The organism is Streptomyces sp. AA4, from assembly GCF_000158875.1.
In the GTDB taxonomy this organism is placed as follows: Bacteria; Actinomycetota; Actinomycetes; order Mycobacteriales; family Pseudonocardiaceae; genus Amycolatopsis.
This window is the reverse complement of the sequence record NZ_GG657746.1, coordinates 2,938,991-2,963,066: the sequence shown is the minus strand read 5'-3', so window position 1 is coordinate 2,963,066 and position 24,076 is coordinate 2,938,991. Positions and strand designations below refer to the sequence as shown.

The window sequence follows — 24,076 nt, the reverse complement described above, 5'->3', positions numbered from 1 at the left end:
CGCTAGCAGGCGGTCCCGGCGAGCCCGTACCCGTCGTCCGGGTCCGAATCGGGCCGTTCGCCGGATTCTTCCGATGCGGTTTCGTCTTCGGCGGACGGCGTTTCCGATTCCGCCGACAAATGCGACGCGCGCGTGGACAGCAGCGCGATCCCGACCACGATCACCAGACCGGCCAGCGCCTCGCCGAACAGCGCGAGCGGCCTCCCGTCGGCCGACTCCCCCATCCACGACAGCCCGATCGCCACGCCGACCAGCGGATCCAGCGCGGTGATGACGGCGAGCGCGGGCGTCAGGAACCGGCCCTGCTGGAACGTGTTCTGGCTCAACAGGAACCCCAGCGGCCCCACGACGCACACCAGATACAGCGTCCAGTGCCGGAACGGCTCGTCGATCCCGGCGCGGAACTGGCCCGCGACCACCTTCATCAGCCCGGCAGTGAGGCCGTACAGGACGCCGGTGGCGACGGCCAGCCCGAGCACCCGCCACGACCCGGAATTCGTTGACGCGGCAACAACAAGCGAGACCAGGGTCACCGCGGCGAGCGCGATGCCGAGCGGCAGCAGGGCACCGCCGCTGACGAGCGTGTCGCTGTTGCCGCTGGGGCGGGCGATCACGAGGAACGCGGCGAGCCCGGCGACGCACAGCAGGCCGCCGACGCTCATCGTGCGGTCCGGGCGGCGGCGCTCCAGCCGCGCGGACGCCAGGCCGGCGAACATGAGCGACGTCACGAGCAGCGGCTGGACCAGCAGCAACGGCCCGAACGCGAGCGCGACGAGCTGCAGGACGAGCCCCAGGATGGTCGCGGCGATCCCGATGAGCCACAATGGTCGTCCGACGAGCCGCTTGAAGAGCGTCAGGTCGAGCGGTTTGCCGGTTTCCACCTCTTTGGTCGCCCTGGCCTGCGCTGCGCTCGCGAGTCCCATGCACGCCGCGCCGGCGACGGCGGCGGGGACCGCCACGACCAGCGACATCCCCGTAACTGTCACGGACTCCTCACCTCACACCGTCCCCATCCGCCGTGCTTATGCTCAAGCCTTGTCCGAGGCCGAGTCGCCCGGTTGGCACCGGAGGCAGCAGAACCCGCATGCGACACCCCCATACGATCGACCTCCCCTCGTTCCGCAGTCTCGTGGTGGACGGGGGCCGGCACCTCCTGGAATCGACGCTGGTCCCGGCCGGCCTGTTCTATCTCCTGCTGACCCTGGTGAGCTTCGACAGCGGGGTCATCGCCGCCCTGTGCTGGTCGGTCGCCGTCGTCGGCGCCCGGCTCGCGCTGCGCAAGAAGATCCCCGCCGTGCTGCTGCTGACCACGGCTCTGCTGGTCGCGCGCACTGTGCTGGGCCTGGCCACCGGCAGCGCATTCCTGTACTTCCTGCAGCCGACTCTACAGAATTTCCTCGTCGCCAGCCTGTTCCTGGTCTCCGCGCCGTTCAACAAACCGCTGCTCGCGCGGCTGGCGGGCGATTTCTGCGCATTCCCGGAAACGCTCTCCGGACATCCCGGAATGCGCCGGTTCTTCCAGCGCGTGTCGGTGCTGTGGGGGCTCGTGTTCGCGGTGAACGGCGGCGTGACGCTGCTGATGCTCGCGCGCGAAACGGTCGGCAGCTTCCTCATGGCGAGCACCGCCGGCTCGTACTCGCTCATCGGGCTGGCCATCGCCGGTTCGCTGTGGTGGTTCCGGCGTTCGCTGCGCTCGGCGGGCATCACGCTGCGCATGGGCCACCGCCCGGCCGCGCTGCCCGCCGCCTGATGGCCCGCACCGCGCTCGTCACCGGCGCGTCGTCCGGCATCGGAGCCGCCGCCGCGCGCAAGCTTGCCCGCTCCGGCGTCCACGTGCTGCTGCACGGGCGGAACGAGGACCGGCTCGCCGCCGTCGCCAAGGAAACCGGCGGCACCGCGCTCACCGCCGACCTCGCGCATCTCGGCGCCGCCGCGGAGCTCGCCGAACGCGCGTTGGCGATCACCGGATCGGTGGATCTGCTCGTCAACAACGCCGGTCTCGGCTGGGCCGGTCCCCTTCCGGACCTGACCGAGAAACGCCTGCGGCACCTCGTCGCGGTGAACCTGACCGCGCCGCTCGAGCTGACCCGTGCGCTGCTGCCCGCGATGCTGGAACGCGACCGCGGGCAGATCGTCTTCGTCTCGTCGATCGCCGGGCGCACCGGCGTCGGCGGGGAAGCCGTGTACGCGGCGGCGAAGTCCGGTGTGGACGCTTTCGCCGACAGCCTGCGATTCGAGTTGCACGGCACCGGCGTAACGGTCGGAATCGTAGTTCCCGGCGTGGTGCGCACGGAATTCTTCGAGCGCCGCGGCCGTCCCTACACCCGCGGCACGCCTCGTCCGGTGAGCGCCGAACGCGTGGCCGCCGCCGTCGTGCGCGCCGCCGCGCATCCGGGCGACTACTACGTGCCGCGCTGGCTGCGGTTCCCCGTCGCCCTGCGCGGTACGGCACCCGGCCTGTACCGCGCGCTCGCGGCGCGTTTCGGCGCCGAAAGCTGACGGAGCCACGCGAACCTCCTCCCCCGGGCACCGTTCCCGGTTCTCGCCGGGGTACCCCCGCTCCCCCGAGCCAAGCACGTCCATTGTGCTGCCGCATCAGGGGAATTCCCCGATCAGGCGGTTTCGTCCGCTTCCCCGGGCGGACCCCAGGCCAGCGCCAGCACCAGCGTCGCGCGCACGGCCGGGTCGTCCAGCGACGGCCCGAACAGGTCGTGCAGGCGGCCCAGCCGGTACGACACGGTCTGCGGATGGATGTGCAGATCCTCCGCGACCGCCTTGCGGTCCCCCAGATGCAGCAGCCACGACGTGAGCGTGGTGGACAGCCGTTCCCGCGCGGATTCGTTCAGCTCGGCCAGCGGGGCGAGCGCCTGTCTTCTCAGCACGTCGAGCAGCCGGTCGTCGCGGTGCACGATGATCGCGTCGAGGTGCTCGTCGGCGAACACCGGATCGTCGCTGAGCAGATGGTCCCGGCGCAGCCGCGCGGTCACCTCGGCGATGCGCAGGCTCGCCGGGAGCCGGTCGAGCGGCACCGTCGCGCCGACCACGGCGCCGCCGCCGCGCAACGCGCGAGCGAGCCACGCGCGTCTGCCGGGACCGCCCGGATCCGGGACGATCGCCACGACCACGCCGGGACGGCGCAGCCGCAGGCAGCTGTCTTCGAGCCGGAACACCAATTCCCGGCCCAGCTCGTTGTCGTCCTCCACCAGCACGACCGCGGCGTGCTTCGGCAACCGCCAGTCCGCCCGCGCCGCGGCGGCGCGCACCGCGGCCTTGTCCGCTCGGTCGGACAACAACAGCGCGGTCAGTTCGTCGCGCAATCTTTCGCGCGCGCGTACCGCATCCGACTGCTCCTGCAGGTAACCGCGAAGTGAAGATTCCGAAAGCTGGTCCACCAGAGCGAACACGGTGGTCGCGAGCGAGGCGAACAATTCGGCGGGCACCTGGAGATCGAGCGCGGCTTCCGAAACGTGCCGCCACGCCACGCGCGCGCCGACGCGGTACGCGGACAGCAGGCTCGTGACGCGCCTCCCCTGCTGGTATTGCGCGCGCCCGATTTCCTCGAACACCGTCTGTTCGACGCCGGACCCCAGTTCCGGCAGCCGTTCGTCGGGCTCGGCCGCCATGTCGATCAGCCGCCGCACGAATCCCGCGCTGGCGGCGACGAGGTCGGCGAGTTCTTCGGTCAGGAACTCCGCGTAGTCGGGATGCTCGTCCGCGAGCTGGTCGCGGACCTCGTTGAGCATGGCGGGCAGCCGGCGGGTCACCACCGTTTCCAGTTCGTCAAGCCGGGTCACCTGATCTGGTCCCATGTGTCCGGGAGTCCTTCCGTCGCAGGCAGCGGTCTCGGGTCGCCTCGGGACATCCTGTCCCCACTTTGGCCTCTCGTGCCAAGTCGAAGCCACCGAAATTCGCTTTCCGGCGGCAGAAGCCGCCCGTCCGGGGGCGCGACACTGGCGGGGATGAGAGCAACCTCGGGAGTCCGTCACGCTCCGGATACGTCAGGACTGCGAGAGAAACGGCGCGCGGAAAACTTCCCGGTGGCCCTGCGGGTGCTGCCGGAACAGCTGCGCGCCGACCTGGTCGCGGTCTATTCCGTCGCGCGCACTGTGGACGATCTGGGCGACGAAGCCGAGGGCGACCGGGTCGCGCAGCTCGAGGCGTTTTCCTCCGAACTGTCCGCGGCGTTCGGCAACGGGGAACCGGAAGATCCCGCTGTCCGTGGACTTCTCCCGGCGATCCGCGCCGGACGGCTGACCGAGGAACCGTTCCAGCGGCTTGTCCAGGCGAACATCCAGGACCAGCGGGTGCACCGTTATCCGGTCTTCGCGGACTTGCTGGCGTACTGCCGGCTTTCCGCCGATCCGGTCGGGCGCATCGTGCTCGACCTGCTCGGCGTGGCCGACCCGGCCGCCGCCGGGCTGTCCGACCGGATCTGCACCGGGCTCCAGCTGGTGGAGCACTGGCAGGACGTCGGCGAGGACTACCGCAACGGGCGGATCTACCTGCCGCAGGAGGACCTCGCCGAGTTCGGCGTCGCCGAGGAGGAACTGGGCGCCGCGCACGCGTCGCCCCGCTTGAAAGCGCTGATGCGATGGGAAACCGGCCGCGCCGCCGCTCTGCTGGGCAGCGGCGCGGATTTGCTCGGGTACCTGTCCGGCTGGGGACGGTTCGCGGTGAGCGGGTTTCTGGCGGGCGGGCTCGCGACGGTCGACGCGCTGCGCGCGAGCGGCGGCGACGTGCTGTCCGCACCGGTCCGGCCGAGCCGGGCCGGACTGCTGAGTTGGCTGGGGTGGCTGCAAGTCGGCACGAGGAGGCGGTCCGGATGACGGCACTGGGCACAGTGGACGAGGCCTACGCGCACTGCGCGGCGGTCACCAAGGAACAGGCGCGCAATTTCTACTATGGGATCCGGTTGCTGCCGCCGGGCAAACGGGCGGCGTTGTGCGCGGTGTACGCGCTGGCCCGGATCATCGACGACATCGGCGACGACACCGCGGCGTCGGCCGAGACCAAGCTGCAGGGACTCGCCGGAGTGCGGAAAGCGCTCGGCGACCTGTCCTCGACCGCCGACCCGGTGTACGTCGCGGTCGCCGACGCGGCGCGCCGGTACCCGATTCCGCTGGGCGCGTTCGAGGAATTGCTCGACGGCGTCGAGATGGACGTGACCGGCCGCGAGTACGTGCGGTTCGAGGAACTGGTCGAGTACTGCCGGTGCGTGGCGGGTTCGGTCGGGCGGCTGTGCCTCGGCGTGTTCGGCAGCCGTCCGGAGCCGAACGCGCCGGTGTACGCCGACGAGCTGGGAATCGCCTTGCAGCAGACCAATATCCTGCGCGACATCCGCGAGGATCTGCTCAACGGGCGGGTGTATCTGCCCAAAGAGGACCTCGACCGGTTCGGCGTCGAACTGTCCGTCGGCCCGGACGGCAAGCTGGCCGATCCCGAAGGCGGCCTCGCCGCGCTGATCCACGACAGCGCGACGCGCGCCCGGGACTGGTACGCCCGCGGGCTTCGGCTGGTGCCCTCTTTGGACGGTCGCAGCGCCGCGTGCTGCACCGCGATGTCGGGCATCTACCGCACCCTGCTGGACCGGATCGACGAACAGCCCGCGCGCGTGTTCGACCGGAGGCTTTCGTTGTCCGGCCGGGAAAAGGCGGTGGTGGCGTTCCGAGCGCTGACCGGGATCGGCCGATGACCGCCCCGGTCGCGGTGGTCGGCGGCGGGCTCGCGGGCATCGCCGCCGCGCTCGCGTGCGCCGACGCCGGACGTCCGGTCACGCTGTTCGAGGCGCGGCCGCAGCTGGGCGGGCTCACGCATTCGTTCACGCGCGGAGAGCTGCGGGTCGACAATGGACAGCACGTGTTCCTCCGTTGCTGCACCGCGTATCGCGCGCTGCTGGACCGTCTCGGGGTCGCGGACCGGGTGGTGTTGCAGCCGCGGCTGGAGATCCCGATCCGCCTGCCGGGCGCGACGGAGCCGACCTGGCTGCGGCGCGACGACCTGCCCGCGCCGCTGCACCTGGCCACCTCGCTGTTGCGTTACGAACCGCTGCGCCCGCTCGACCGGGCCCGGTTCGCGCTCGCCGCGCTCGCGTTGCGCCGGGTCGACCCGAAGGCGGACCGCACGGATCGCCAGTCCTTCGGGGAATGGCTGCGGCGGCACGGGCAGAGCGCGGCGGCGATCGAAGCGTTGTGGGATCTGGTCGGCGTGGCAACGCTGAACGCGACGGCCGACGACGCGTCGCTCAGCCTCGCCGCGACGGTGTTCCAAGAGGGTCTGCTCACCGACCCGGCCGCCGCCGACATCGGCTGGTCGCTGGTCCCGTTGCGGGAACTGCACGGCGACCCCGCGCGCGAGCGGCTGATCGAGGCCGGGGCGGACGTCCGGGTCGGCACGAAGGTGCGCGCGATCAGCGAAGGCTGGCGGGTGGTCACGGATCGCGGCGAGGAGGAGTTCAGCCAGGTCGTGCTCGCCACTCCGCCGCCGGTGACCGAACAGCTCGCGCCGACCGGGGCGATCGGGTTGCCGCCGGGCTGGTCCGGCGGGCTCGGCAGCTCGCCGATCGTGAACGTGCACGTCGTTCTCGACCGGAAAGTGCTCGACGAACCGTTCGTCGCGGGCGTGCGCACGCCGGTGCAGTGGGTGTTCGACCGAACGCGACAGTCCGGTTTGGACTCCGGGCAGTACCTCGCGATGTCGCTGTCCGCCGCGGACGCGCAGATCGACTTGCCCACCGCGAAACTGCGCGAGCAGCTGCTCCCCGAGCTGCTGACGCTGCTGCCCGAGGCACGCGGCGCGCAGGTGCTCGACTTCTTCGTCACCCGCGAGCGGCACGCCACGTTCCGGCCCGGTCCCGGCACCGCCTCGCTGCGCCCGCCCGCGCGCACCGCTCTGCCCGGGCTGTACCTGGCGGGCGCGTGGACCGCGACCGGATGGCCCGCGACCATGGAGGGCGCCGCGCGCAGTGGCGCGACCGCGGCCGCCGCCCTCCTTCAGCACAACGGTAAGAGGGAGGGAGTCGGAGCATGACCGCCAATCTGTTTTCTGCCGAGAAAACCCGCTCCGCGGTGCCGCCGGTGCTCGGCAGTGCCCGGGACGTCGTGCAGCCCGCGTTGCGCGCCGCCGTCGACCGGCTGGACGACACCAGCCGCGCGATCAGCGCCTACCACCTCGGCTGGACCGACCCGAACGGCGTCCCGGTGCGCGGCAACGGCGGCAAAGCGGTGCGTTCGGCGCTCGCCGTGGTGTCCGCGCAGGCCGCGGGCGCGCCGGTGGAAGTCGGCGTGCCCGGCGCGGTCGCGGTCGAACTGGTGCACAACTTCTCGCTCGTCCACGACGACCTGATGGACGGCGACACCGAGCGCAGGCACCGGCCGACGGTGTGGGCGCTGTGGGGGTCCGCGAGCGCGATCCTGACCGGGGACGCGATGCTCGCGCTCGCCCAGGAAGTGGTGCTGGACAGCGGTTCCCCGCACGCGGTCGCGGCCGGCCGGCTGCTCACCGAGACCACGCGGCGGCTCATCCACGGCCAGTTCCTGGACGTCGCGTTCGAGCAGCGCGACGACGTCGGGCTCGCCGAATGCGTGACGATGGCCGCCGGGAAAACGGGCGCGCTGCTGTCCGCCAGCGCCGCGATCGGGGCGGTGCTCGCCGGAGCGCCCGCCGAGGTGGTCGACGCGCTGTCGGTGTTCGGCGAGGAGATCGGCCTGGCGTTCCAGCTCGTCGACGACGTGCTCGGCATCTGGGGCGACCCGGCGGTCACCGGGAAATCGGTGTACTCCGACCTGCAGGCGCGCAAGAAGTCCCTGCCGATCACCTACGCCACCACGCACGGCGGCGCGGCGGGCCGGCGGCTCGCCGAGTGGCTGGCCGGGGACGACGACACCGACCTCGCGCGGATCGCCGCGCTGGTGGACGACGCGGGCGGCCGCGCATGGGCCACCGCGGAAGCGGCGCGGCACGTCGCCACCGCGGAGCAAGCCCTGGCCGCCCTCCCGCCGGGCCCGCGCGCCGACCTCGTATCGATCGCCCGATTCATCGCCGGAAGGGAAGCGTGATGACCCAGACCGTCCCCCGGACCGCCGCCTCCGCGCCCGCCGCCCGCACCGCCGCCGACACGGTCGCCGCGGCGGTCCAGTTCCTGCGCCGCGAGCAGGACCGTGCCGGATGGTGGAAGGGCGAACTCGCCACCAACGTCACGATGGACGCCGAAGACCTGCTGCTGCGGCATTTCCTCGGGATCCTCACGCCGCAGATCGCCGAGGAGTCGGCGCGCTGGATCCGCTCGCAGCAGCGCGCCGACGGCACCTGGGCGAACTTCCCGGACGGCCCGGCTGACCTCTCCACGACGGTCGAGGCGTGGGTCGCGCTGCGGCTGGCCGGCGACCCGGCGGACGCCCCGTGGCTGGCCACGGCCGCGGAGTGGATCCGCGAGCACGGCGGGATCGAGGCGACCCGGGTGTTCACCCGGATCTGGCTCGCGATGGTCGGCCAGTGGTCGTGGGACGACCTGCCGAGCCTGCCGCCGGAGCTGATCTTCCTGCCGTCGTGGTTCCCGCTCAACGTCTACGACTTCGCGTGCTGGGCCCGGCAGACCATCGTGCCGCTGACCATCGTCGGCACGCTGCGCCCGGCGCGGAAGCTGCCCTTCGATGTCGCCGAGCTGCGCACCGGCAAGCGACCGCCGAAGCCGCGCGCGCCGTGGACGTGGGACGGCGTGTTCCAGAATCTCGACACCGCGCTGCACGCGTACGCGAAACTGCCGCTCAACCCGGTGCGGAAGCTCGCGCTCAAGCAGGCGGCGGAGTGGATTCTCGCGCGGCAGGAGGCCGACGGTTCGTGGGGCGGGATCCAGCCGCCGTGGGTGTACTCGATCCTCGCGCTGCACCTGCTCGGCTATTCGCTCGACCATCCCGCGCTCAAGGCCGGGATCGCCGGGCTCGACGGATTCACCATCCGGGAGAAGACCGACCAGGGCTGGGTGCGGCGGCTCGAAGCGTGCCAGTCGCCGGTGTGGGACACCGCGCTGGCGATGACCGCGCTGCTCGACGCGGGCGTGTCCCCCGGCGACGAAAGCCTGGTCCGGGCCGCGGAGTGGATGCTGGGCGAGGAAATCCGGGTCCCGGGAGACTGGGCGGTGCGGCGGCCTTCGCTGAAGCCCGGCGGGTTCGCGTTCGAGTTCGCCAACGACGGCTACCCGGACACCGACGACACCGCCGAGGTGGTGCTCGCGCTGCGGCGGATGGGCAAACCGGATCACCTGCGGATCCGCGAGGCGGTCGACCGGAGCGTCGCGTGGCTGGAGGGGATGCAGTCCAGCGACGGCGGCTGGGGCGCGTTCGACGCGGACAACACACAGGTGCTGACGACGCGGTTGCCGTTCTGCGATTTCGGCGCGGTGATCGACCCGCCGTCGGCGGACGTGACCGCGCACGTGGTCGAAATGCTGGCCGCGGAAGGGAAAGCGGACACCCGCGAATGCCGTCGCGGGATCCGGTGGCTATGGGACAACCAGGAGGCGGACGGTTCGTGGTTCGGCCGGTGGGGCGCGAACTACGTGTACGGCACGGGCGCGGTGGTGCCCGCGCTGGTCGCGGCCGGGGTCCCCGGGACCGATCCGCGGATCCGGCGGGCGGTGCGGTGGCTGGCCGAGCACCAGAACGACGATGGCGGATGGGGCGAGGACCTGCGGTCGTACGACGATCGATCGTGGGCCGGACGTGGTGATTCGACGCCTTCGCAGACGGCGTGGGCATTGCTGGCGTTGCTGGCTGCCGGAGAGCGAGAGTCCACAGTGGTCGCCCGGGGCGTCGAGTGGCTGTGCGAACGGCAGCGTCCAGACGGTGGCTGGGACGAGGACAAGCACACCGGGACCGGCTTCCCGGGCGACTTTTACCTGTCGTATCACCTGTATCGCGTGGTGTTCCCGCTGTCCGCGCTCGGCCGGTACGTACGGGGCGGGTCATGACGCCGATCGTCTGCACCCCGTTGCGGATCGAGCAGGCCGCGGTGCGCGGTCCGCGGACAGTCCACACCGGACTCGGGCCACGCCGGGCCGCCGCCGCTGCGGCCCGGCTCCCGTCCGGACCGCGAATCGTCGCGGGGGTCGGGGGCGGGCTCACACCTTCGGTACGGCCGGGGGACGTCGTCGTCGCCACCGAGGTGCGTGGTCCGTCCGGCGTGGTGCCGGTGCCGTCCGCGCCGTTGCTGGCGGGTGCGTTGCGACGGCTCGGTCTCACTGTCCATCTCGGACCGGTGATCGGCAGTTCGCACGTGGTGCGGGAGCGGGAACGGGCTGCGCTGGCTGCCAGCGGCGCGCTGGCGGTTGACATGGAGTCTGCGTGGCTTGCGGCCAGCGGCGAACCATTCGCGGTGGTTCGCGCCATTGTGGACACTGTCGGTGCGCCGTTGCTCCGGCCTTCGACTGTCTCGAATGGACTCGCTGGGTTGCGGAGTCTGCGCCGCGCCGCCCCCGCGCTCGCGGCGTGGACCGAAGCGGTGCGTCCGCGCACGGTGTTGCTCGCGAGCCCGCGGTCGTTCTGTGCCGGGGTGGAGCGGGCGATCGATATCGTCGAGCGAGCCCTGGAAAAGCATGGCGCACCGGTGTACGTGCGTCGGCAGATCGTGCACAACACCCACGTCGTGCATCGGTTGCAGGGTCGCGGTGCGGTGTTCGTGGACGAGGTGGAGGAAGTTCCGGAAGGCGCGACGCTGGTGTTCGCCGCCCACGGAGTCTCCCCCGCTGTTCGTCGTGCCGCAGCAGGCCGCGGACTGTCCGTAGTGGACGCGACGTGTCCGTTGGTGACCAAGGTGCACAACGAAGTCCGCCGTTACACCGGTCGCGGCGAGACGGTGTTCCTCATTGGACACGCTGAGCACGAGGAGGTCGAAGGAACCGTCGGAGAAGCGCCGGAGAATGTGGTGGTCGTCGGCGATGTCGCAGCCGCGCGGACGGTGACCGTGCGCGATCCGTCGCGGACCGCGTACACCATGCAGACCACCCTGGCGGTCGACGAGGCCGAGGAGATCGCGTCCGTGCTGCGCGAACGATTCCCCGGACTTTCCGCGCCGCGCAAGGACGACATCTGCTACGCCACCACCAACCGGCAGCAGGCTTTGCGCGCGATCGCCCGCGAGGTCGATCTGGTGCTGGTCGTGGGTTCCGGGAATTCGTCGAACTCGCGGCGGCTGGTGGAAGTCTCCGAACGCGAGGGGACCCCGGCGGTGCTGGTGGACGGCTGCGGCGACGTCGACCTGCGCCGGCTCGCCGGGGCCGGGCGGATCGGGCTCACCGCGGGAGCGTCGGCACCGCCGCATCTCGTCGCCGAAGTGGTCGAAGCCCTGCACGGATTGGGACCGGTCAGCGTCGCGGAAAACACGCTGACAGAAGAAGAAATGACGTTCACCCTACCTCGGGAGGTGCTCTGAGCGATGGCCATGCCGTTGCGCCAGTCTCTTCGACTGGGCGGTTATCTGATGAAGCAGAAGCTGCTGCGCAAGGAGAAATTCCCGCTCCTGGTCGAGCTGGAACCGCTGTTCGCGTGCAACCTCAAATGCGGCGGCTGCGGCAAGATCGCACAGCCGCACACGCTGCTGAAACAGCGGATGCCGGTGGAGCAGGCGGTCGGGGCGATCGAGGAGAGCGGCGCGCCGATGGTGTCCATCGCGGGCGGCGAACCGCTGATGCATCCGCAGATCGACGAGATCACCCGGCAGCTGCTCGCCCGCAACAAGATCATTTTCCTGTGCACCAACGCGCTCCTGCTGCCCAAGCACATCCACAAATTCAAGCCGCACCGCAATTTCGCGTGGATGGTGCACATCGACGGTCTCGAAGAACGGCACGACGCGTCGGTGCGCAAGGAGGGCGGTTTCCAGGCGGCGGTCGACGCGATCAAGCTCGCCAAGGAAAAGGGCTTCCGCGTCATGACGAACACGACGTTCTTCACCGGGGACACCCCGCAGGACGTCATCGACGTGCTCGACTACCTCAACGACCTCGGCGTCGACAACATGCAGATTTCACCCGGGTACGCGTACGAGAAAGCCCCCGACCAGGACCACTGGCTCGGCGTGCAGCAGACCCGGGAACTGTTCGCCAAGGCCTTCGGCGGCGGCAACCGGAAACGCTGGCGGCTCAACCATTCGCCGGTGTTCCTCGATTTCCTCGAGGGCAAACGCGACCTGGAATGCACGCCGTGGGGCATCCCGTCCTATTCGCTGCTGGGCTGGCAGCGTCCGTGCTACCTGCTCGACGACGGCTACGCGAAGACGTACCGGGAACTCATCGAAACCACCGAATGGGAGAACTTCGGCCGCGGCAAGGACCCGCGCTGCTCGAACTGCATGGCGCACTGCGGCTACGAACCCACCGCGGTGATCGCAACACTCGGCTCGCTCAAGGAATCCGTCCGGGCCGCCGTCGGCCACTGACCCACGGTCCGTGAAGGGCTCCTTGAGGGAATCTGATTCCCTCAAGGAGCCCTTCACGGACTCTGAGTCCCTCAGTGCCCCGCACGTACCGCACATAGGGGTTTGCTCGTCCATCGTGCGGCGTGCCATGATGGCTTCATGCGTGCGCAGCGATTTCTCCGCCCCCGGGCAGTGCCCGGGGGTTGCGCGTGCGCGCCGGGCTCCGCCCGCTGACGTCCGCGTCTCCCCTCGCTGCCCGGGGGTGAAGTCCAGAACTTCACGCTCCGAAGCGAGGAGCCCTTCCCGTGGACACTCTTGACCCCGTCTCGATGCTGCGCCGGATCACCGCGCTGACCGAGGCCGCACTCGCCGACCTCGCCCAGGCCCGCACACCGGCCGCCGTCGCCGCCGTGCGCCGTTCCGTGCTCGGCAAATCCAGTCCGCTCGCCGCCGTGCGCCGCGAACTCGGCCGCCCGTAAGCAACTCGGCCTGGCGCTTTCCCAAGCAAACCAGCGCATTACCGCGGCACTGGAGGAAAGCTCGTCGCGGAAACCGCGCTGGAGCCCCCGCTCGACCCGCCGAAACTCAGCCGAGACCGGATTGGGCGATGACGTGCGCGATGCCGATCCGCACCGCGGTGAATCCACCGTGGACAAACGATTCCGCGAGGTCCACTGCGGACTGACCGGGGTAGTAACGTTCGGCGATTCCCGCCGCCACCCGCCTGATCTGGTCCGGCTCGGCAGAGATCCGGGCCTGTCCTTCGACGGTCACGAAGCTGTACGGCTGCCGCTCGTCGCTGACGCAGACCGCCACCCGTCCGTCCCGCGCAAGGCTTTTGCCTTTGACACTCCCCGGTGACAGGGCGAAGGCGAGTTCGTCTCCGTCGAGGACGAAACAAATCGGGGTGACGTGCGGACGCCCGTCCGCCCGCGCGAGAGCAAGGTGGGCAAGTCTGGTTCCCTCGGCAAGGAAAGCGCGCCATTCGGTGTCGGTCATGGTTGTCATCGGTCTGTTCCCTAAGTTTGTGGGTGTCTGGGGTTGGTGCCCTGGATGCCCGGGGCGGTGGGGTGTAGCTGATCGGTTGTTGCCTGTTGTCGAGGCTCGAAAGGACTGGCTGCCCCGCCGTGCTGGACGCTCCGTTCGCTGATTGAGAGCTGTTGCGGGTCGTCGCTGTTTAGGGATCTGTCGGCGGGGTTGTCCACGGGCGTGACCTGCAATGACAGGAGTGGATGGGTGGCGATTCGCCTTGAGGTCTGGGTCGGGATCGATGTCGGCAAATCGATGCATCACGCGTGTGCGATCGACACCGACGGGAAGGTGCTGTTCAGTCAGAAACTCGGGAATGATCAGCGCGCGATCGAGCAGTTGATCGCTCGTGCCAGTGCGGCCGCTCAGCGGGCGCAGTGGGCGATCGATTTGACGAGTCCGATGGCGTTGCTGCTGATCACGGCGCTGCTGGCTGCCGACCAGTCGGTGACCTATGTGCCGGGCCGGGTCGTGAACACGATGACCCACGGATTCCGAGGCGAAGGAAAAACCGACGCCAAAGACGCTCGGGTGATCGCCGAAACCGCCCGGCTGCGAAGGGATCTGACCGAGGTCACGATGCCCGATGAGCTGGCGGTCTCGCTGACCCAGCTGACCAGCTACCGCGCCGACCTGATGTCGGACTGGGTGGCCGGGATCAACCGGCTGCGGGCGCTGCTGGGCTCGATCTTCCCCGCTCTGGAGGCCGCGTTCGACTACTCCAACCGAACCCCGCTGATCCTGGTCGCCGGGATGTGCACCCCCGCCGAGATCCGCACCGCCGGAATCGGCGGTGTCACAACCCATCTCACCGACAACAAGGCATGGGGTCCGGCGATCGGCAAGACCGCCGCGACCGCGGTCGCCGCCGCCGACGCCCAGGACCTGGTGCTGCCCGGCGAAGCCGATGCCGCGATGCTCGTCAAACGCATCGCCCGCAAGCTGCTCGACCTCGACCGCGAGATCAAAGACACCGACAAGCTGATCACCGCCCGATTCCGGCGACATCCGTGGGCGAGGATCATCGAGTCCCTGCCCGGCATGGGCCCTGGACTGGGCGCCGAATTTCTCGCCAGCACCGGCGGTGACCTGGCGACCTTCGCGACCGCCGGCCGCTTGGCGTCCTATGCCGGATTGGTGCCGGTGCCACGCGACTCCGGTCGTGTCAGCGGAAACCTGCGCCGTCCCAAACGCTACAACCGACGCCTGCGCAGGGTCTTCTACATGGCCGCCCTGTCCAGCCTGCGCACGCAAGGCCCGTCCAGGCGGTTCTACGACAAGAAGCGCGCCGAACGACTCATCCATACCCAAGCCCTCCTAGCGCTGGCCCGGCGACTCGTCGACGTGCTCTGGGCACTGCTGCGCGACGGCCGCGAATTCACCCTCGACACACCGAATCCGGTCACTGTTGCGGCTTGACACGGTCATTGAGAGTCCTTTCTCGGCGAGCTGACCAGCCTGCTGCTCGCGAAGACGTACCGCGACGGACTGCTGGGCAAGGAAAAGCAGAATTCCGGCAGCGAAAGCCACGACGCTCAGCCAAGTTCGGCCAGCCTGCTGCAGCAACGCCGTGCCAAGCACCGGTCCGAGCACCGCGCCAAGACTCCACGCACTCGACGCGACACCCAGGTACCGGCTGCGCAGATCTGGCGGCGCGAGAGCCGCGAACGTCGCACCGAACTGGACCGCCAGTCCGATTTGCCCAAGGCTGACAACGAGGATCGCAATGGCGTAGCCAGCAATGCTTTGGCTCACGGCGGCCAAACCGCCGCCAAGCCCCACCAGCAACATCGAGGTCGCGAGCACCGACCCCCGGTCGCGATTCGCCAGCACCGCGACAGCCAACGGTTGCAGGACAACGATGGCGACCCCGTTGAGCGCAAGCACACCGCCGTACGTCGCGGAACTGAACTGCTGCGCGGTCATCAGCAACGGCAAAGTCGCGAAAGCCAGCATTAGCAAGGTAAAGCAGCCGACATGAATCAGCGTCATGGTGATCATCAAACGGTCCACCCGCAACACCGGCAGCAGCGCGCGTCTCTGGCGACTCGCACCCGAGCGGGTTTCCGGCACCGCAGCCACCACGATCAACGCCGCTACGAGCATCGCGACCGCGTTCAACCAGAACAGCAGCCCGTAGCCGTGACTCGCCAGTACCCCGGCAACCGTTGCGGCGACGGCGTATCCGAGATTCGCCGCCCAATAAAGCAGACTGTACGCCCGCACCCGCTGCTCCGGCGGAAGATCCGCCACCGCCGCCGATCCCGCCGGCCGGAAGAGCCCGCCAGCGAGTCCGTAGCCCACCGCCGTGGCCCAGATGACCGGCGTCGCTTCGGCGGATCCCAAGGCAACCAAGGCGATCGCCGTCCCGAGAAACCCGAGCAGCATCGTCCTCCGCCGCCCGACCCGGTCCCCGAGCCAGCCGCCGAGCAACTGCGACCCGAAGTCGCCGATGCCGATCGCGGCCACCACGGCCCCCGCCGCGGTCGGAGACATCCGCTGTTCCTGCGTCAGATACAGCACCAGCATCGGCGACACGAACGCCCCGCCCCGGGCGACGAGGTGGCACGCCCCCAGTGCCCACGCTAGCGACGGCAACCTGCGAGCCGAAGTTCTCTCCGCGGTGATCGTTGCGACTGTCATGCCAATGACGCTAAGAGTGCCGGAAGTTTAAGAAAAGCGATTGTTTACGATGATATCCATCGCGATCTGTAATACTCTGGATTCATGGCCGACCTGGACCTGCGACAACTCACGACCCTGCTCGCGGTCGCCGAGGAGGGCACGTTCTCCCGGGCAGCGACCCGGCTGGGCTACACGCAATCGAGCGTGAGCCAGCACATCGCAGCCTTGGAACGCTCCGTCGGCGGCGCGGTCTTCGACCGGCCGGGCGGCCCGCGCCCCGTGCGGATCACTCCCCTTGGCGCCGTGGTACTCGAACACGGCCGGGAGGTCCTGGCGAAGGCCAACGCCCTGACCCAAGCGGTCGATCGGTTCAAGGCAGGCGAAGGCCGCATCGACGTCGGCACCCTGCAGAGCGTCTCGCACGCGATCCTGCCGACAGTGCTGCGCCGGCTCCGCGAGGAGCACCCGCGCTGCGAGATCCGCCTCTCGGAACCCGACGAACCTCGGCTGGGCGAACTGGACCTGCTGTTTTACGACGGCCTGATCAGCGACGACACGGAACATGTCCGGCTGATGGAAGACCCGTACCTGGCAGTCGCCCGGCCCGGCACCCTGCCGTCCGGCCCGGTGCCCGCGCGGGAACTGGACGGCAAACCCATGGTTGCCTGGCCGTCGACCTGCGACCAGCCCAGACTGGAGCAATCCCTCGCGGCCGCCGGCGCGCACCCGCGCATCGTGTTCCGCTCCGCGGGCAGCGAAACGATCCTGTCGATGGTGCGCGCCGGAATGGGACTGGCCGTCCTGCCCTGGCTGGCGATCCACCAGGTCGTCTGCCGCGACTGCGGCGCGATCCACGGCCCGGAGGGATGGCCGGATCTGCAGGTGCACGACCTCGACCCGACCCCGGCGCGCTCGATCTACCTGCACTGGCCGCGCGGCCGCGGCGAGGAGTCCCCGCTTGCCGCGCGAACCATCGAGGTGGCGGTGGAAGTGGCGCGGGAGTTGGCTGGGCAGGCCCCGGCTGCTCGGGGTTCCGTGCCCTCAGCTGAATGACCCCTCGGCCATCGCTGCACCCGCCACCAGCACCGCAGACCCGACCCGGTGGATCGAAGACGCTCCCTCGATCCCCGATCACCGCCGAATTGCCCTGGTCAAGCCGCCGTCGCGTCCACCGTGACCTCTATGCTCCCGCCCAGCGCCTTCGAGTACGGGCAAGTCTGGTGCGCGGCCAGCTCGTCAGCGGTCGTCCTCGTCGTGGTGCAGCATCACATCCGCTGACTGTCTCCCGGCAGTCCTGAGGTTCAGCACCCGACCTAGCCGGAATTCTCGCCCCCGGCCAGCCGAACGCAAGCTCGCCGCGCCTCGAAACACAAACCGCCCCGCAAACACGCCAACCACCCAGTTGAGCATTCCCCGTCGATTCCTTTCAACCCTCCGGAAGTCGGGGATCGCGAAGGCCGGGCAAAAACGCTGCACCGGACCGCCTCTCCCGGCCGCTTTCCGTGCGCCCGCGCAGCTTCACACTGTCCACTATAGACAGTACAGGGCGGAGGAAATCACGCTGGGTGGCCATGATCCGCGCTTCGCCACCCGACCGGCGCAATCCCCGGAAACCCGTCCGGCAAGCACCACAAGAGACAGTGGTCCTGCCTGACAACGTTGACTGATAACCGCGGCTCCGCCTTTCTTTGCCAGCTGTTGACCTTTCCCGAACCCCGGGCGTATGGTCTAGACCAAGAAGCCCACCCCCTTCGCTCGACACCCCGTGCGGGCCGGCTCCCGGAAAGCCGGCGCGTCGCTTTGTCGTACCCGCACCAGGAAACGAGCATTCCCCGAAGGAGCTGTTCATGAAAGCGAACCGGAAACTCGTCGCGGCCGCCGTCGGCACGGCGATCGCGCCGGTGCTCGTGCTGCTCAGCCCGGCAGGCATCGCCAGCGCGCACGGGTACGTCAACGCGCCGGCGAGCCGGCAGGCCCAGTGCGCGCAGGGCGTCGTGTCCTGCGGCCAGATCAAGTGGGAACCGCAGAGCGTCGAAGGGCCGAAGGGGCTGCACAGCTGCAGCGGCGGCAACGCCCAGTTCGCCGAACTGAACGACAACAACAAGGGCTGGAAGGCGACGCCGGTCGGCTCGTCGGTGGCCTTCACCTGGAAGTTCACCGCCCGGCACCGCACTTCCAACTACGAGTACTGGATCGGCAACGACAAGATCGCCACCGTGGACGGCGGCGGCCAGCAGCCCCCGGCGACGGTCACCCACAACGTGAACCTCAAGGGGCACACCGGAAGGCAGACGGTGCTCGCCGTCTGGAACATCGCGGACACCGCGAACGCCTTCTACGCCTGCATCGACCTGCAGGTGAGCTGACCCGAAAGTCCACATCGGACACTGAGGCACGGGCCGTGGCGGCGGCCCGTGCCTCAGTGCGCGTCCGGAGCGTTCCGCCGGAAATGACAAAACCAGCCAATTTCCCGCGCACTCGTTGACCCGCTTTCCCGGCCGTGACTAGCGTGCCGGTCACCGGAAAAAGGGTACGACTCCAGGAGGCGGTTTTCCTTGATTTCCCGGCGGGCATTCCTCTGCGCATCCGCGGCAGCCGCGACATTTCCACTCTGGAATACCGCGTTCGCCTCCGCGACCACTCCCGACACCGCGAAGGTCGCTTTCGACGACCAGTCCGGCGCCAGCCAGACCTACGCGTACCTCACCGGCACCACGCTGGACAACCGGCTCGTCATCCTGAAAGCCGACGGCACGCCGTATTATCCGCCGTCCCCGGGCAGCGACCACACGCCGCTCGGCGAGGACTGCGCGATCCCGCTGAAGTCGCTTTCCCAGGTCACCGTCCCGAAAATGTACGCGGCCCGGATCTATGTCGCGCTCGACAGCAAACTGGACTTTTTCGTCAACCAGGGCCCGGCGCTCGTGCACCCGAGCTTCCTCGCCGCCGACGACCCGAACTACAACCGGAACTGGTCGTTCTGCGAATTCACCTTCAACAACGACGTGCTGTTCGCCAACATCAGCTACGTCGACTTCGTCGCGATCCCGCTCGGCCTGCATCTCACCACGACCGGCTCCGGCGACCAGACCGTCCCCGGCCTCCCGGCCCGCTCGCTCGACCCGATCTGCGCCGCGCTCAACGCCCAGGGCGGCAAATGGGGCACGCTCATCGAAACCGGCGACGACGGAAAGCCTTTGCGCGCCCTGTCCGCGCATTACCGTGCCGACCAATTCGGCGGATACCTCGACGGCTACCTCGACGAGGTCTGGCAGAAATACACCAGCGAAACGCTCACCGTCGACACCCAGGTACCCGGCCTCGGCGCGTTCACCGGCCAGGTCGGCGCGGACGGCGTCCTCGCCTTCAACAACGGCGAACGCTTCGCCAAACCAGCCACACCGGACGTGTGGAGCTGCGACAGCGGCCCGTTCGCCATCAAACAAGGCGACAGCGACGCCCGCAAAGCGATCATCCCCCGGCTAGCGGCGGCCTTGAACCGCACCACCCTGCGCGACAACCCGAAACAGCCGACCGGCGAGGACCCGGCGAGGTTCTACCAAAACCCGGAAACCAACCACTACGCGCGCATCGTGCACAGCAAACTTCCGGACAATCGCGGCTACGCCTTCCCCTACGACGACGTCTCCCCCGGCCCCGATTTCAGCGGCGCTGTGCAGGCAGGCGACCCGGACACTCTGACCATCACCGTGAACGCCTTGCGCTGAGCCAAACCCGTGCTGCGGTCCACTTCGGACCGCAGCACTGTCATCCGGTGAGATCGCCTTCCTCGCGCGGAATCCGCACCTTCGCGCGAACCTGGCTCCTCCCCTCGATCCTCGCGCACGAGGCCTCGAGGTACTCCAGATCCAGTTCCTCAGTACCGGCGATCTTCATCCTCGCTGTCCCAACGCCGCCGCAACGACAAGCCGAATCGATTCCAGCTCAACGTTTTCCACCGTCGCCTCCGCCCCGGGCATTTCCTCGATCGCGGGCTCGGCCTTCAACAACACTCGAAACACTCGCGGCAGCACAGTCCGTCCGACAAGATCCTCCGCGAGCGCCGCCGCCTCTGGATCGTCCATTTTATACTGCGCGGCCAGATACTCGGCGAGCCGCGCGTACATCACCGCGAACATCGCTTCGTAGTACGCCTTCGCGCTGTCCGGCAACCGCTCGGCAGCCGAAATGCACAGTCGGCACGTCCGGGCCTGCGATTCCCAGGTCAGCAACTGCTGGAACCGCCCGCAGAACAACGCGACCGCCTCGGCCGGGTCGTCCGCGTAGGCGTCCGGGGTCATCAGCTTGCCGAGGTACAGCTCGCGGACCAGGTCGAGCACCGCGAGGAACAGCTTGTCCTTGCTCTCGAAGTGCGCGTACAGCGACCGCTTCGAGGTCCCCGCGCTGGCCGCGACCGCGTCCATCGACGCGCGCTCGAATCCGGTCTCGAGGAACACGTTCTTCGCCGCCAGCAGGATGTGCTTGCGCAACTCCGCACCCCGAAGCTGCGAACCGCCTTCACGCGCCATCCTTGCCTCCGCCAAAAGTAAACGGTACGGTAGAGTTTACTTCTTCCTCCACCTGTTCGACAGTCTCCTGGAGTGCCCGCATGATCGTCGTCACCGCCCCCACCGGAAACATCGGCAGCCGCGTCCTCGCCGAGGTCGCCGACGGTGCGCGCCCCGTCCGCGCGATTGTCCGCGATCCCGCGAAACTGCCCGCTGACCTGCGTGAACGCGTCGAAGTCCACGCGGGTTCGCACAGCGATCCGGACGTACTCGCCCGCGCCTTCGACGGCGCGGACACCGTGTTCTGGCTAGTCCCGCCCGACCGTCAAGCCCCCAGCCCCGACGAGGCCTACTCCGGTTTCGCGCGCCCCGCCGTCGAGGCCATCCGCACCCACGGCGTCCGCCGAGTGGTGTCGATCAGCGCGCTGGGCCGCGGCACCGCCTCCGCCGCACGGGCCGGACACGTCACCGCGACGCTGGCGATGGACGACCTCATCGCCGCCACCGGCGTCGCCTTCCGCGCGGTAGCGTGTCCGACCTTTATGGACAACCTGCTGCGCCAAACTTCGGCCATCAAACACCAAGGCGCGTTCTACGACGTCCTGCCTCCGGACTACGCCGCGCCCACCGCCTGCACCCGCGACATCGCCGGGGTCGCTTCCCGGCTGCTGCTGGATCCTTTGTGGACCGGCCGCGACGAGGTGCCCGTGCTGGGCCCGGAAGACCTTTCGCCCGACCAGGAAGCCGAGATCATGAGCGAGGTGCTCGGGATTTCGGTTAAGTACCAGCAAATCCCCGTCTCGGCGCTCGGTGCCCAAGTCCTCGCGAACGGGCTTTCCGAGGCGATGGCACAGTCCATGATGGACATGGCGACCGCGAAACTGAACCATCTGGACGAAGGCGTTGTCCGCACTCCGCACCATGCCACGGAGACGCCGACGACCTTCCGGCAGTGGTGCGAGGAAGTCCTCAAACCCGAGGTGGCCAAGTCCTGACCCGGCCGGAGCGCCGGGGCCTGCCCTCGGCGCTCCCCCGCCCGGCATGTGCACCGGCGCCTTGCCTGGCACTGAGCCGCCGTTGCACCGGACAGCCCGTCCTCCGCATCAGGCCGCCGCCGCCGTCACGGCCGCCGATGGGCGTCGGCTCGCTGCTTCGAAGCCGCTTAGCCAGGTCGCCCCTACGCTCCAGCCGAGAACCGCCGCGTGCAAGATCCATTCTCGTGGTCAGTCGCCACCTCGCCGAACGACCGCCCCAGACCCGCCGATGCCCGCGCACCGCAGCCAATCCCAGGATCCGGTCACCCCGGGGCCCGCCTCCGCCGATCCCGGTCATGCTGCACCCCACCCGGTGCCGCACCCGTTCCCTGGAACCGGGCTGCTCCGGCAGCCCTGAACAGCCCGGCGTACCAGCCACGATCGGACCCAATGGCACTCAGTGCACTTCACTTGCCGATCGGCAAGCACCTCACCGGGACTCGGCCTCCCGCAGCGCAGCGCCGATCCGGGTCACGACCTCGTGCAACGGCGTCGCAGTGCTGAGCACCGCCACCACCGTGCCCGGCTCCGCGTCGGCCGATGGCTTGCCGCCGGACGTCCGGAACGCGTCCGCGACCAGGGTGAACGCCTCCGTCGCCGCGGCCTCGATGTCGTCGCGGCCGCCGCTGCGGAGCCAGCGGCGCAGGACGTGGTTGTTGGCCGCCGCGATCGCCGCCGCGGCCACTGCGGCACGGAGCGTCGCCGCCTCGTCGCCAGCAGCGGCGAAGCGGTCCTGGAGGTAGCGAGCGAGAACGCGCTGGTACCGGTCGACGGTCGCGACTTCCTTGTCCCGCAACGACGGCACCGTGCGGGTGAGGGTGAACCGCTTGAGCGAGACGTCCAGCTCCGCGGCGTAGGACTCCAGCACGAGCGACACCGCCGCGGTCGCCACCTCGATCGGGTCGCGCGCCGGGTCGGCGGTCTGGAAGACCTGCTCCATCTCGGCGACGATCTCGTCGTGGTTGGCGAAGAGAACGTCGTCCTTGCTGTCGAAGTACCGGAAAAACGTCCGCCGCCCGACGCCCGCCGCCGCGGCGATGTCGTCGATGGTCGTCGCCTCGTACCCGTTGGCGGCGAACAGGTCCACGGCCGCCGTGGCGAGCGCGCGACGCAACTGCCGCCGCCCGGCCGGCGTGGCCCCGACCCGGGTGCGCGGCGTCTCGGTCATTCCCGGAACGGTAGCAGCCCGGCTTGCTAGTGGCACTGAGTGCCGTTAGCATGGGTCGGCACCCCCTTGCGAGCGGAAGGCGTCGACGATGACTCTCGACCAGCAACTGCGGCCCGACCACCACACCGGCCCAGACCCGGCAGACGCGTACTACGGCGGGGTGTTCGGCTGGTCCGTCCGACGGCAAGGCGCGCGGCTGTTCCTCGCCCTGGAAAACGGCCTGTGCGCGGTCACCCTCCCGAAACTCACCTCGGGCCCCGTGCGCCACCACCTGTCCGCCCTGGGCTGCGAAGGCCCGTCCCTGATCCTCCCGACCCAGCACGGCCCGCGCCTGGCAATCCTCGCCGAAACCGACGGCGAACTCCTCCTGCGAGGCACCCTGCCGGCAGACGTCACCGTCCTGGACAGCGGCGCGCTCCTCCCCCTGCCGACCGGTCAGCAGGCCCCCGGATTGGGCCCGGAATGGCTGACCGCGCCGGACCCGAGGCAGCGGTGGCTGCCGAGCGTGAGCGCAGTCCTGGCCGGAGTACGCCAGCGCCCCTGACCCGACGCTCGTACAGGTTCCGAATGCGGTGAAGCCGCCCGCCCTCGGCCGCTTCCCTTTGACTGCACCGGCTCTCGCGAGGCAACCGCGCCTGGCTAGAAGTCCGTGAGGGCCACCTTCACGGACTCTGATTCCGTCAGGGTTCCCCTCACGACCTTCCGCAGCCCGTGAGGGGTCCCTTCACTGACGCAGGTTCCGGCAAAGAGTCCTCCGCAGTTCTCGCACGCGGAGCCGTGCTCAACCCTCGCCCTCCGCGATGCACCCAATGTGGCATTGGGTGCATCCCACGCACCCAATGCCCCATTGGAGTTCTCTCAGTCGCGGATTGCCCGGTTGGCGAGCACACGCGCAGAGGCCACCCGCCGAGTTCGCTGCGGCGGCTCCCGTACGCGACGCGAAGCACGCTTCTCTCCAGGGAAAGCCATCCCGCACCCGGCCCGTCGCGGCAGGCACCCCGCGCACCCCACCCCAACGCGCCAAGCCCCCGCGCACCGACCGCGCCGCCGACCCCTAACCCAGCAACCCCCACCCTGCGTCCCCAAGAAACCCGCAGCCTCCGCACCCAACCCATCCAGGCACCCACACTCCCCCGCCCCCGATACACAGCCGAAAACACGGCGCTGGGTTTATTTATATGTATATATTTATATCTATATATATATATATATATATATATATATATATATATATATATATATATATATATATATATATATATATATATATATATATATATATATATATATATATATATATATAT

Annotated in this window: 23 protein-coding genes; 16 read left to right on the top strand and 7 right to left on the bottom strand. The window is 69.0% G+C overall.

The genetic code is table 11. From position 1 onward, the window contains the following. Window positions 1–2: 2 nt before the first annotated feature. A complete protein-coding gene (locus tag SSMG_RS13740; protein WP_199785904.1) occupies window positions 3–986 on the bottom strand; it encodes a DMT family transporter in 984 nt (327 codons plus the stop codon). 98 nt (window positions 987–1,084) lie between these two features. Between SSMG_RS13740 and SSMG_RS13735 the strand changes: the two genes are divergently transcribed. Continuing rightward, on the top strand, window positions 1,085–1,750 hold the full coding sequence (locus SSMG_RS13735) for a VC0807 family protein (RefSeq protein WP_009076667.1): 666 nt from the start codon (window positions 1,085–1,087) through the stop codon (window positions 1,748–1,750). Further along, window positions 1,750–2,499, top strand: coding sequence for an SDR family oxidoreductase (locus SSMG_RS13730; protein ID WP_037713590.1), 750 nt, complete (start codon window positions 1,750–1,752; stop codon window positions 2,497–2,499). Before SSMG_RS13735 ends, SSMG_RS13730 begins: the two co-directional genes overlap by 1 nt. A 113-nt stretch (window positions 2,500–2,612) precedes the next feature. Here SSMG_RS13730 and SSMG_RS13725 read toward each other — a convergent pair whose 3' ends face one another. Then, a complete protein-coding gene (locus SSMG_RS13725; protein WP_050788174.1) occupies window positions 2,613–3,809 on the bottom strand; it encodes a CdaR family transcriptional regulator in 1,197 nt (398 codons plus the stop codon). Here SSMG_RS13725 and hpnC point away from each other — a divergent pair. The 8 genes from hpnC to SSMG_RS45340 all read left to right on the top strand — a co-directional run bounded on the left by hpnC (window position 3,705) and on the right by SSMG_RS45340 (window position 12,887). Continuing rightward, window positions 3,705–4,826, top strand: coding sequence for a squalene synthase HpnC (gene hpnC, locus SSMG_RS13720; protein ID WP_353611754.1), 1,122 nt, complete (start codon window positions 3,705–3,707; stop codon window positions 4,824–4,826). The genes SSMG_RS13725 and hpnC overlap by 105 nt on opposite strands. Continuing rightward, on the top strand, window positions 4,823–5,692 hold the full coding sequence (hpnD, locus tag SSMG_RS13715) for a presqualene diphosphate synthase HpnD (RefSeq protein WP_037713587.1): 870 nt from the start codon (window positions 4,823–4,825) through the stop codon (window positions 5,690–5,692). Before hpnC ends, hpnD begins: the two co-directional genes overlap by 4 nt. Then, the gene (gene hpnE / locus SSMG_RS13710) at window positions 5,689–7,026 is read left to right on the top strand and encodes a hydroxysqualene dehydroxylase HpnE (protein WP_009076662.1); all 1,338 of its coding nucleotides are present in this window, start codon (window positions 5,689–5,691) and stop codon (window positions 7,024–7,026) included. Before hpnD ends, hpnE begins: the two co-directional genes overlap by 4 nt. Continuing rightward, on the top strand, window positions 7,023–8,054 hold the full coding sequence (locus tag SSMG_RS13705) for a polyprenyl synthetase family protein (protein WP_009076661.1): 1,032 nt from the start codon (window positions 7,023–7,025) through the stop codon (window positions 8,052–8,054). Before hpnE ends, SSMG_RS13705 begins: the two co-directional genes overlap by 4 nt. Then, window positions 8,054–9,964, top strand: a complete 1,911-nt coding sequence (gene shc / locus SSMG_RS13700) for a squalene--hopene cyclase (protein ID WP_037713585.1) — start codon at window positions 8,054–8,056, stop codon at window positions 9,962–9,964. Before SSMG_RS13705 ends, shc begins: the two co-directional genes overlap by 1 nt. Continuing rightward, a complete protein-coding gene (gene ispH / locus SSMG_RS13695; protein ID WP_009076659.1) occupies window positions 9,961–11,424 on the top strand; it encodes a 4-hydroxy-3-methylbut-2-enyl diphosphate reductase in 1,464 nt (487 codons plus the stop codon). The genes shc and ispH overlap by 4 nt, the downstream gene beginning before the upstream one ends. A 3-nt stretch (window positions 11,425–11,427) precedes the next feature. After that, a complete protein-coding gene (gene hpnH, locus SSMG_RS13690) occupies window positions 11,428–12,429 on the top strand; it encodes an adenosyl-hopene transferase HpnH (protein WP_009076658.1) in 1,002 nt (333 codons plus the stop codon). A gap of 284 nt (window positions 12,430–12,713) precedes the next feature. Beyond that, window positions 12,714–12,887: a hypothetical protein gene (locus SSMG_RS45340; RefSeq protein ID WP_158688024.1), complete on the top strand. Its 174-nt coding sequence runs from the start codon at window positions 12,714–12,716 to the stop codon at window positions 12,885–12,887. 106 nt (window positions 12,888–12,993) lie between these two features. Here the strand turns inward: SSMG_RS45340 and SSMG_RS13685 are convergent, their stop codons facing one another. Further along, window positions 12,994–13,416 (bottom strand): PPOX class F420-dependent oxidoreductase, encoded by a 423-nt coding sequence (locus SSMG_RS13685; protein ID WP_009076657.1) that lies wholly within the window; start codon window positions 13,414–13,416, stop codon window positions 12,994–12,996. Window positions 13,417–13,644: 228 nt separating this feature from the next. Between SSMG_RS13685 and SSMG_RS13680 the strand changes: the two genes are divergently transcribed. Further along, window positions 13,645–14,856, top strand: a complete 1,212-nt coding sequence (locus tag SSMG_RS13680) for an IS110 family transposase (RefSeq protein WP_009076656.1) — start codon at window positions 13,645–13,647, stop codon at window positions 14,854–14,856. On the opposite strand, the gene SSMG_RS13675 is transcribed toward SSMG_RS13680, so the two are convergent. After that, on the bottom strand, window positions 14,755–16,080 hold the full coding sequence (locus tag SSMG_RS13675; RefSeq protein WP_009076654.1) for an MFS transporter: 1,326 nt from the start codon (window positions 16,078–16,080) through the stop codon (window positions 14,755–14,757). The genes SSMG_RS13680 and SSMG_RS13675 overlap by 102 nt on opposite strands. An 84-nt stretch (window positions 16,081–16,164) precedes the next feature. Between SSMG_RS13675 and SSMG_RS13670 the strand changes: the two genes are divergently transcribed. From SSMG_RS13670 to SSMG_RS13660, 3 genes are all read left to right on the top strand, one after another. Beyond that, a complete protein-coding gene (locus SSMG_RS13670; protein WP_009076653.1) occupies window positions 16,165–17,115 on the top strand; it encodes a LysR family transcriptional regulator in 951 nt (316 codons plus the stop codon). Between the two features lie 794 nt (window positions 17,116–17,909). Further along, entirely contained in the window at window positions 17,910–18,428 is a 519-nt protein-coding gene (locus tag SSMG_RS13665; protein ID WP_009076652.1) for a lytic polysaccharide monooxygenase auxiliary activity family 9 protein, read from the top strand. A gap of 189 nt (window positions 18,429–18,617) precedes the next feature. Then, window positions 18,618–19,790 (top strand): glycoside hydrolase family 64 protein, encoded by a 1,173-nt coding sequence (locus SSMG_RS13660; protein ID WP_009076651.1) that lies wholly within the window; start codon window positions 18,618–18,620, stop codon window positions 19,788–19,790. A gap of 40 nt (window positions 19,791–19,830) precedes the next feature. Here SSMG_RS13660 and SSMG_RS46870 read toward each other — a convergent pair whose 3' ends face one another. Together SSMG_RS46870 and SSMG_RS13655 are read right to left on the bottom strand one after the other, a co-directional pair. Beyond that, a complete protein-coding gene (locus SSMG_RS46870) occupies window positions 19,831–19,959 on the bottom strand; it encodes a hypothetical protein (RefSeq protein ID WP_255409869.1) in 129 nt (42 codons plus the stop codon). Further along, a complete protein-coding gene (locus SSMG_RS13655; protein WP_037713580.1) occupies window positions 19,956–20,591 on the bottom strand; it encodes a TetR/AcrR family transcriptional regulator in 636 nt (211 codons plus the stop codon). The genes SSMG_RS46870 and SSMG_RS13655 overlap by 4 nt, the downstream gene beginning before the upstream one ends. An 80-nt stretch (window positions 20,592–20,671) precedes the next feature. Between SSMG_RS13655 and SSMG_RS13650 the strand changes: the two genes are divergently transcribed. After that, entirely contained in the window at window positions 20,672–21,565 is an 894-nt protein-coding gene (locus SSMG_RS13650; RefSeq protein WP_009076649.1) for an NAD(P)H-binding protein, read from the top strand. Window positions 21,566–22,034: 469 nt separating this feature from the next. Here the strand turns inward: SSMG_RS13650 and SSMG_RS13645 are convergent, their stop codons facing one another. Further along, window positions 22,035–22,772: a TetR family transcriptional regulator gene (locus SSMG_RS13645; protein ID WP_037713578.1), complete on the bottom strand. Its 738-nt coding sequence runs from the start codon at window positions 22,770–22,772 to the stop codon at window positions 22,035–22,037. A gap of 88 nt (window positions 22,773–22,860) precedes the next feature. Between SSMG_RS13645 and SSMG_RS13640 the strand changes: the two genes are divergently transcribed. Next, window positions 22,861–23,316, top strand: coding sequence for a hypothetical protein (locus SSMG_RS13640; protein WP_009076646.1), 456 nt, complete (start codon window positions 22,861–22,863; stop codon window positions 23,314–23,316). Window positions 23,317–24,076 lie beyond the last annotated feature (760 nt).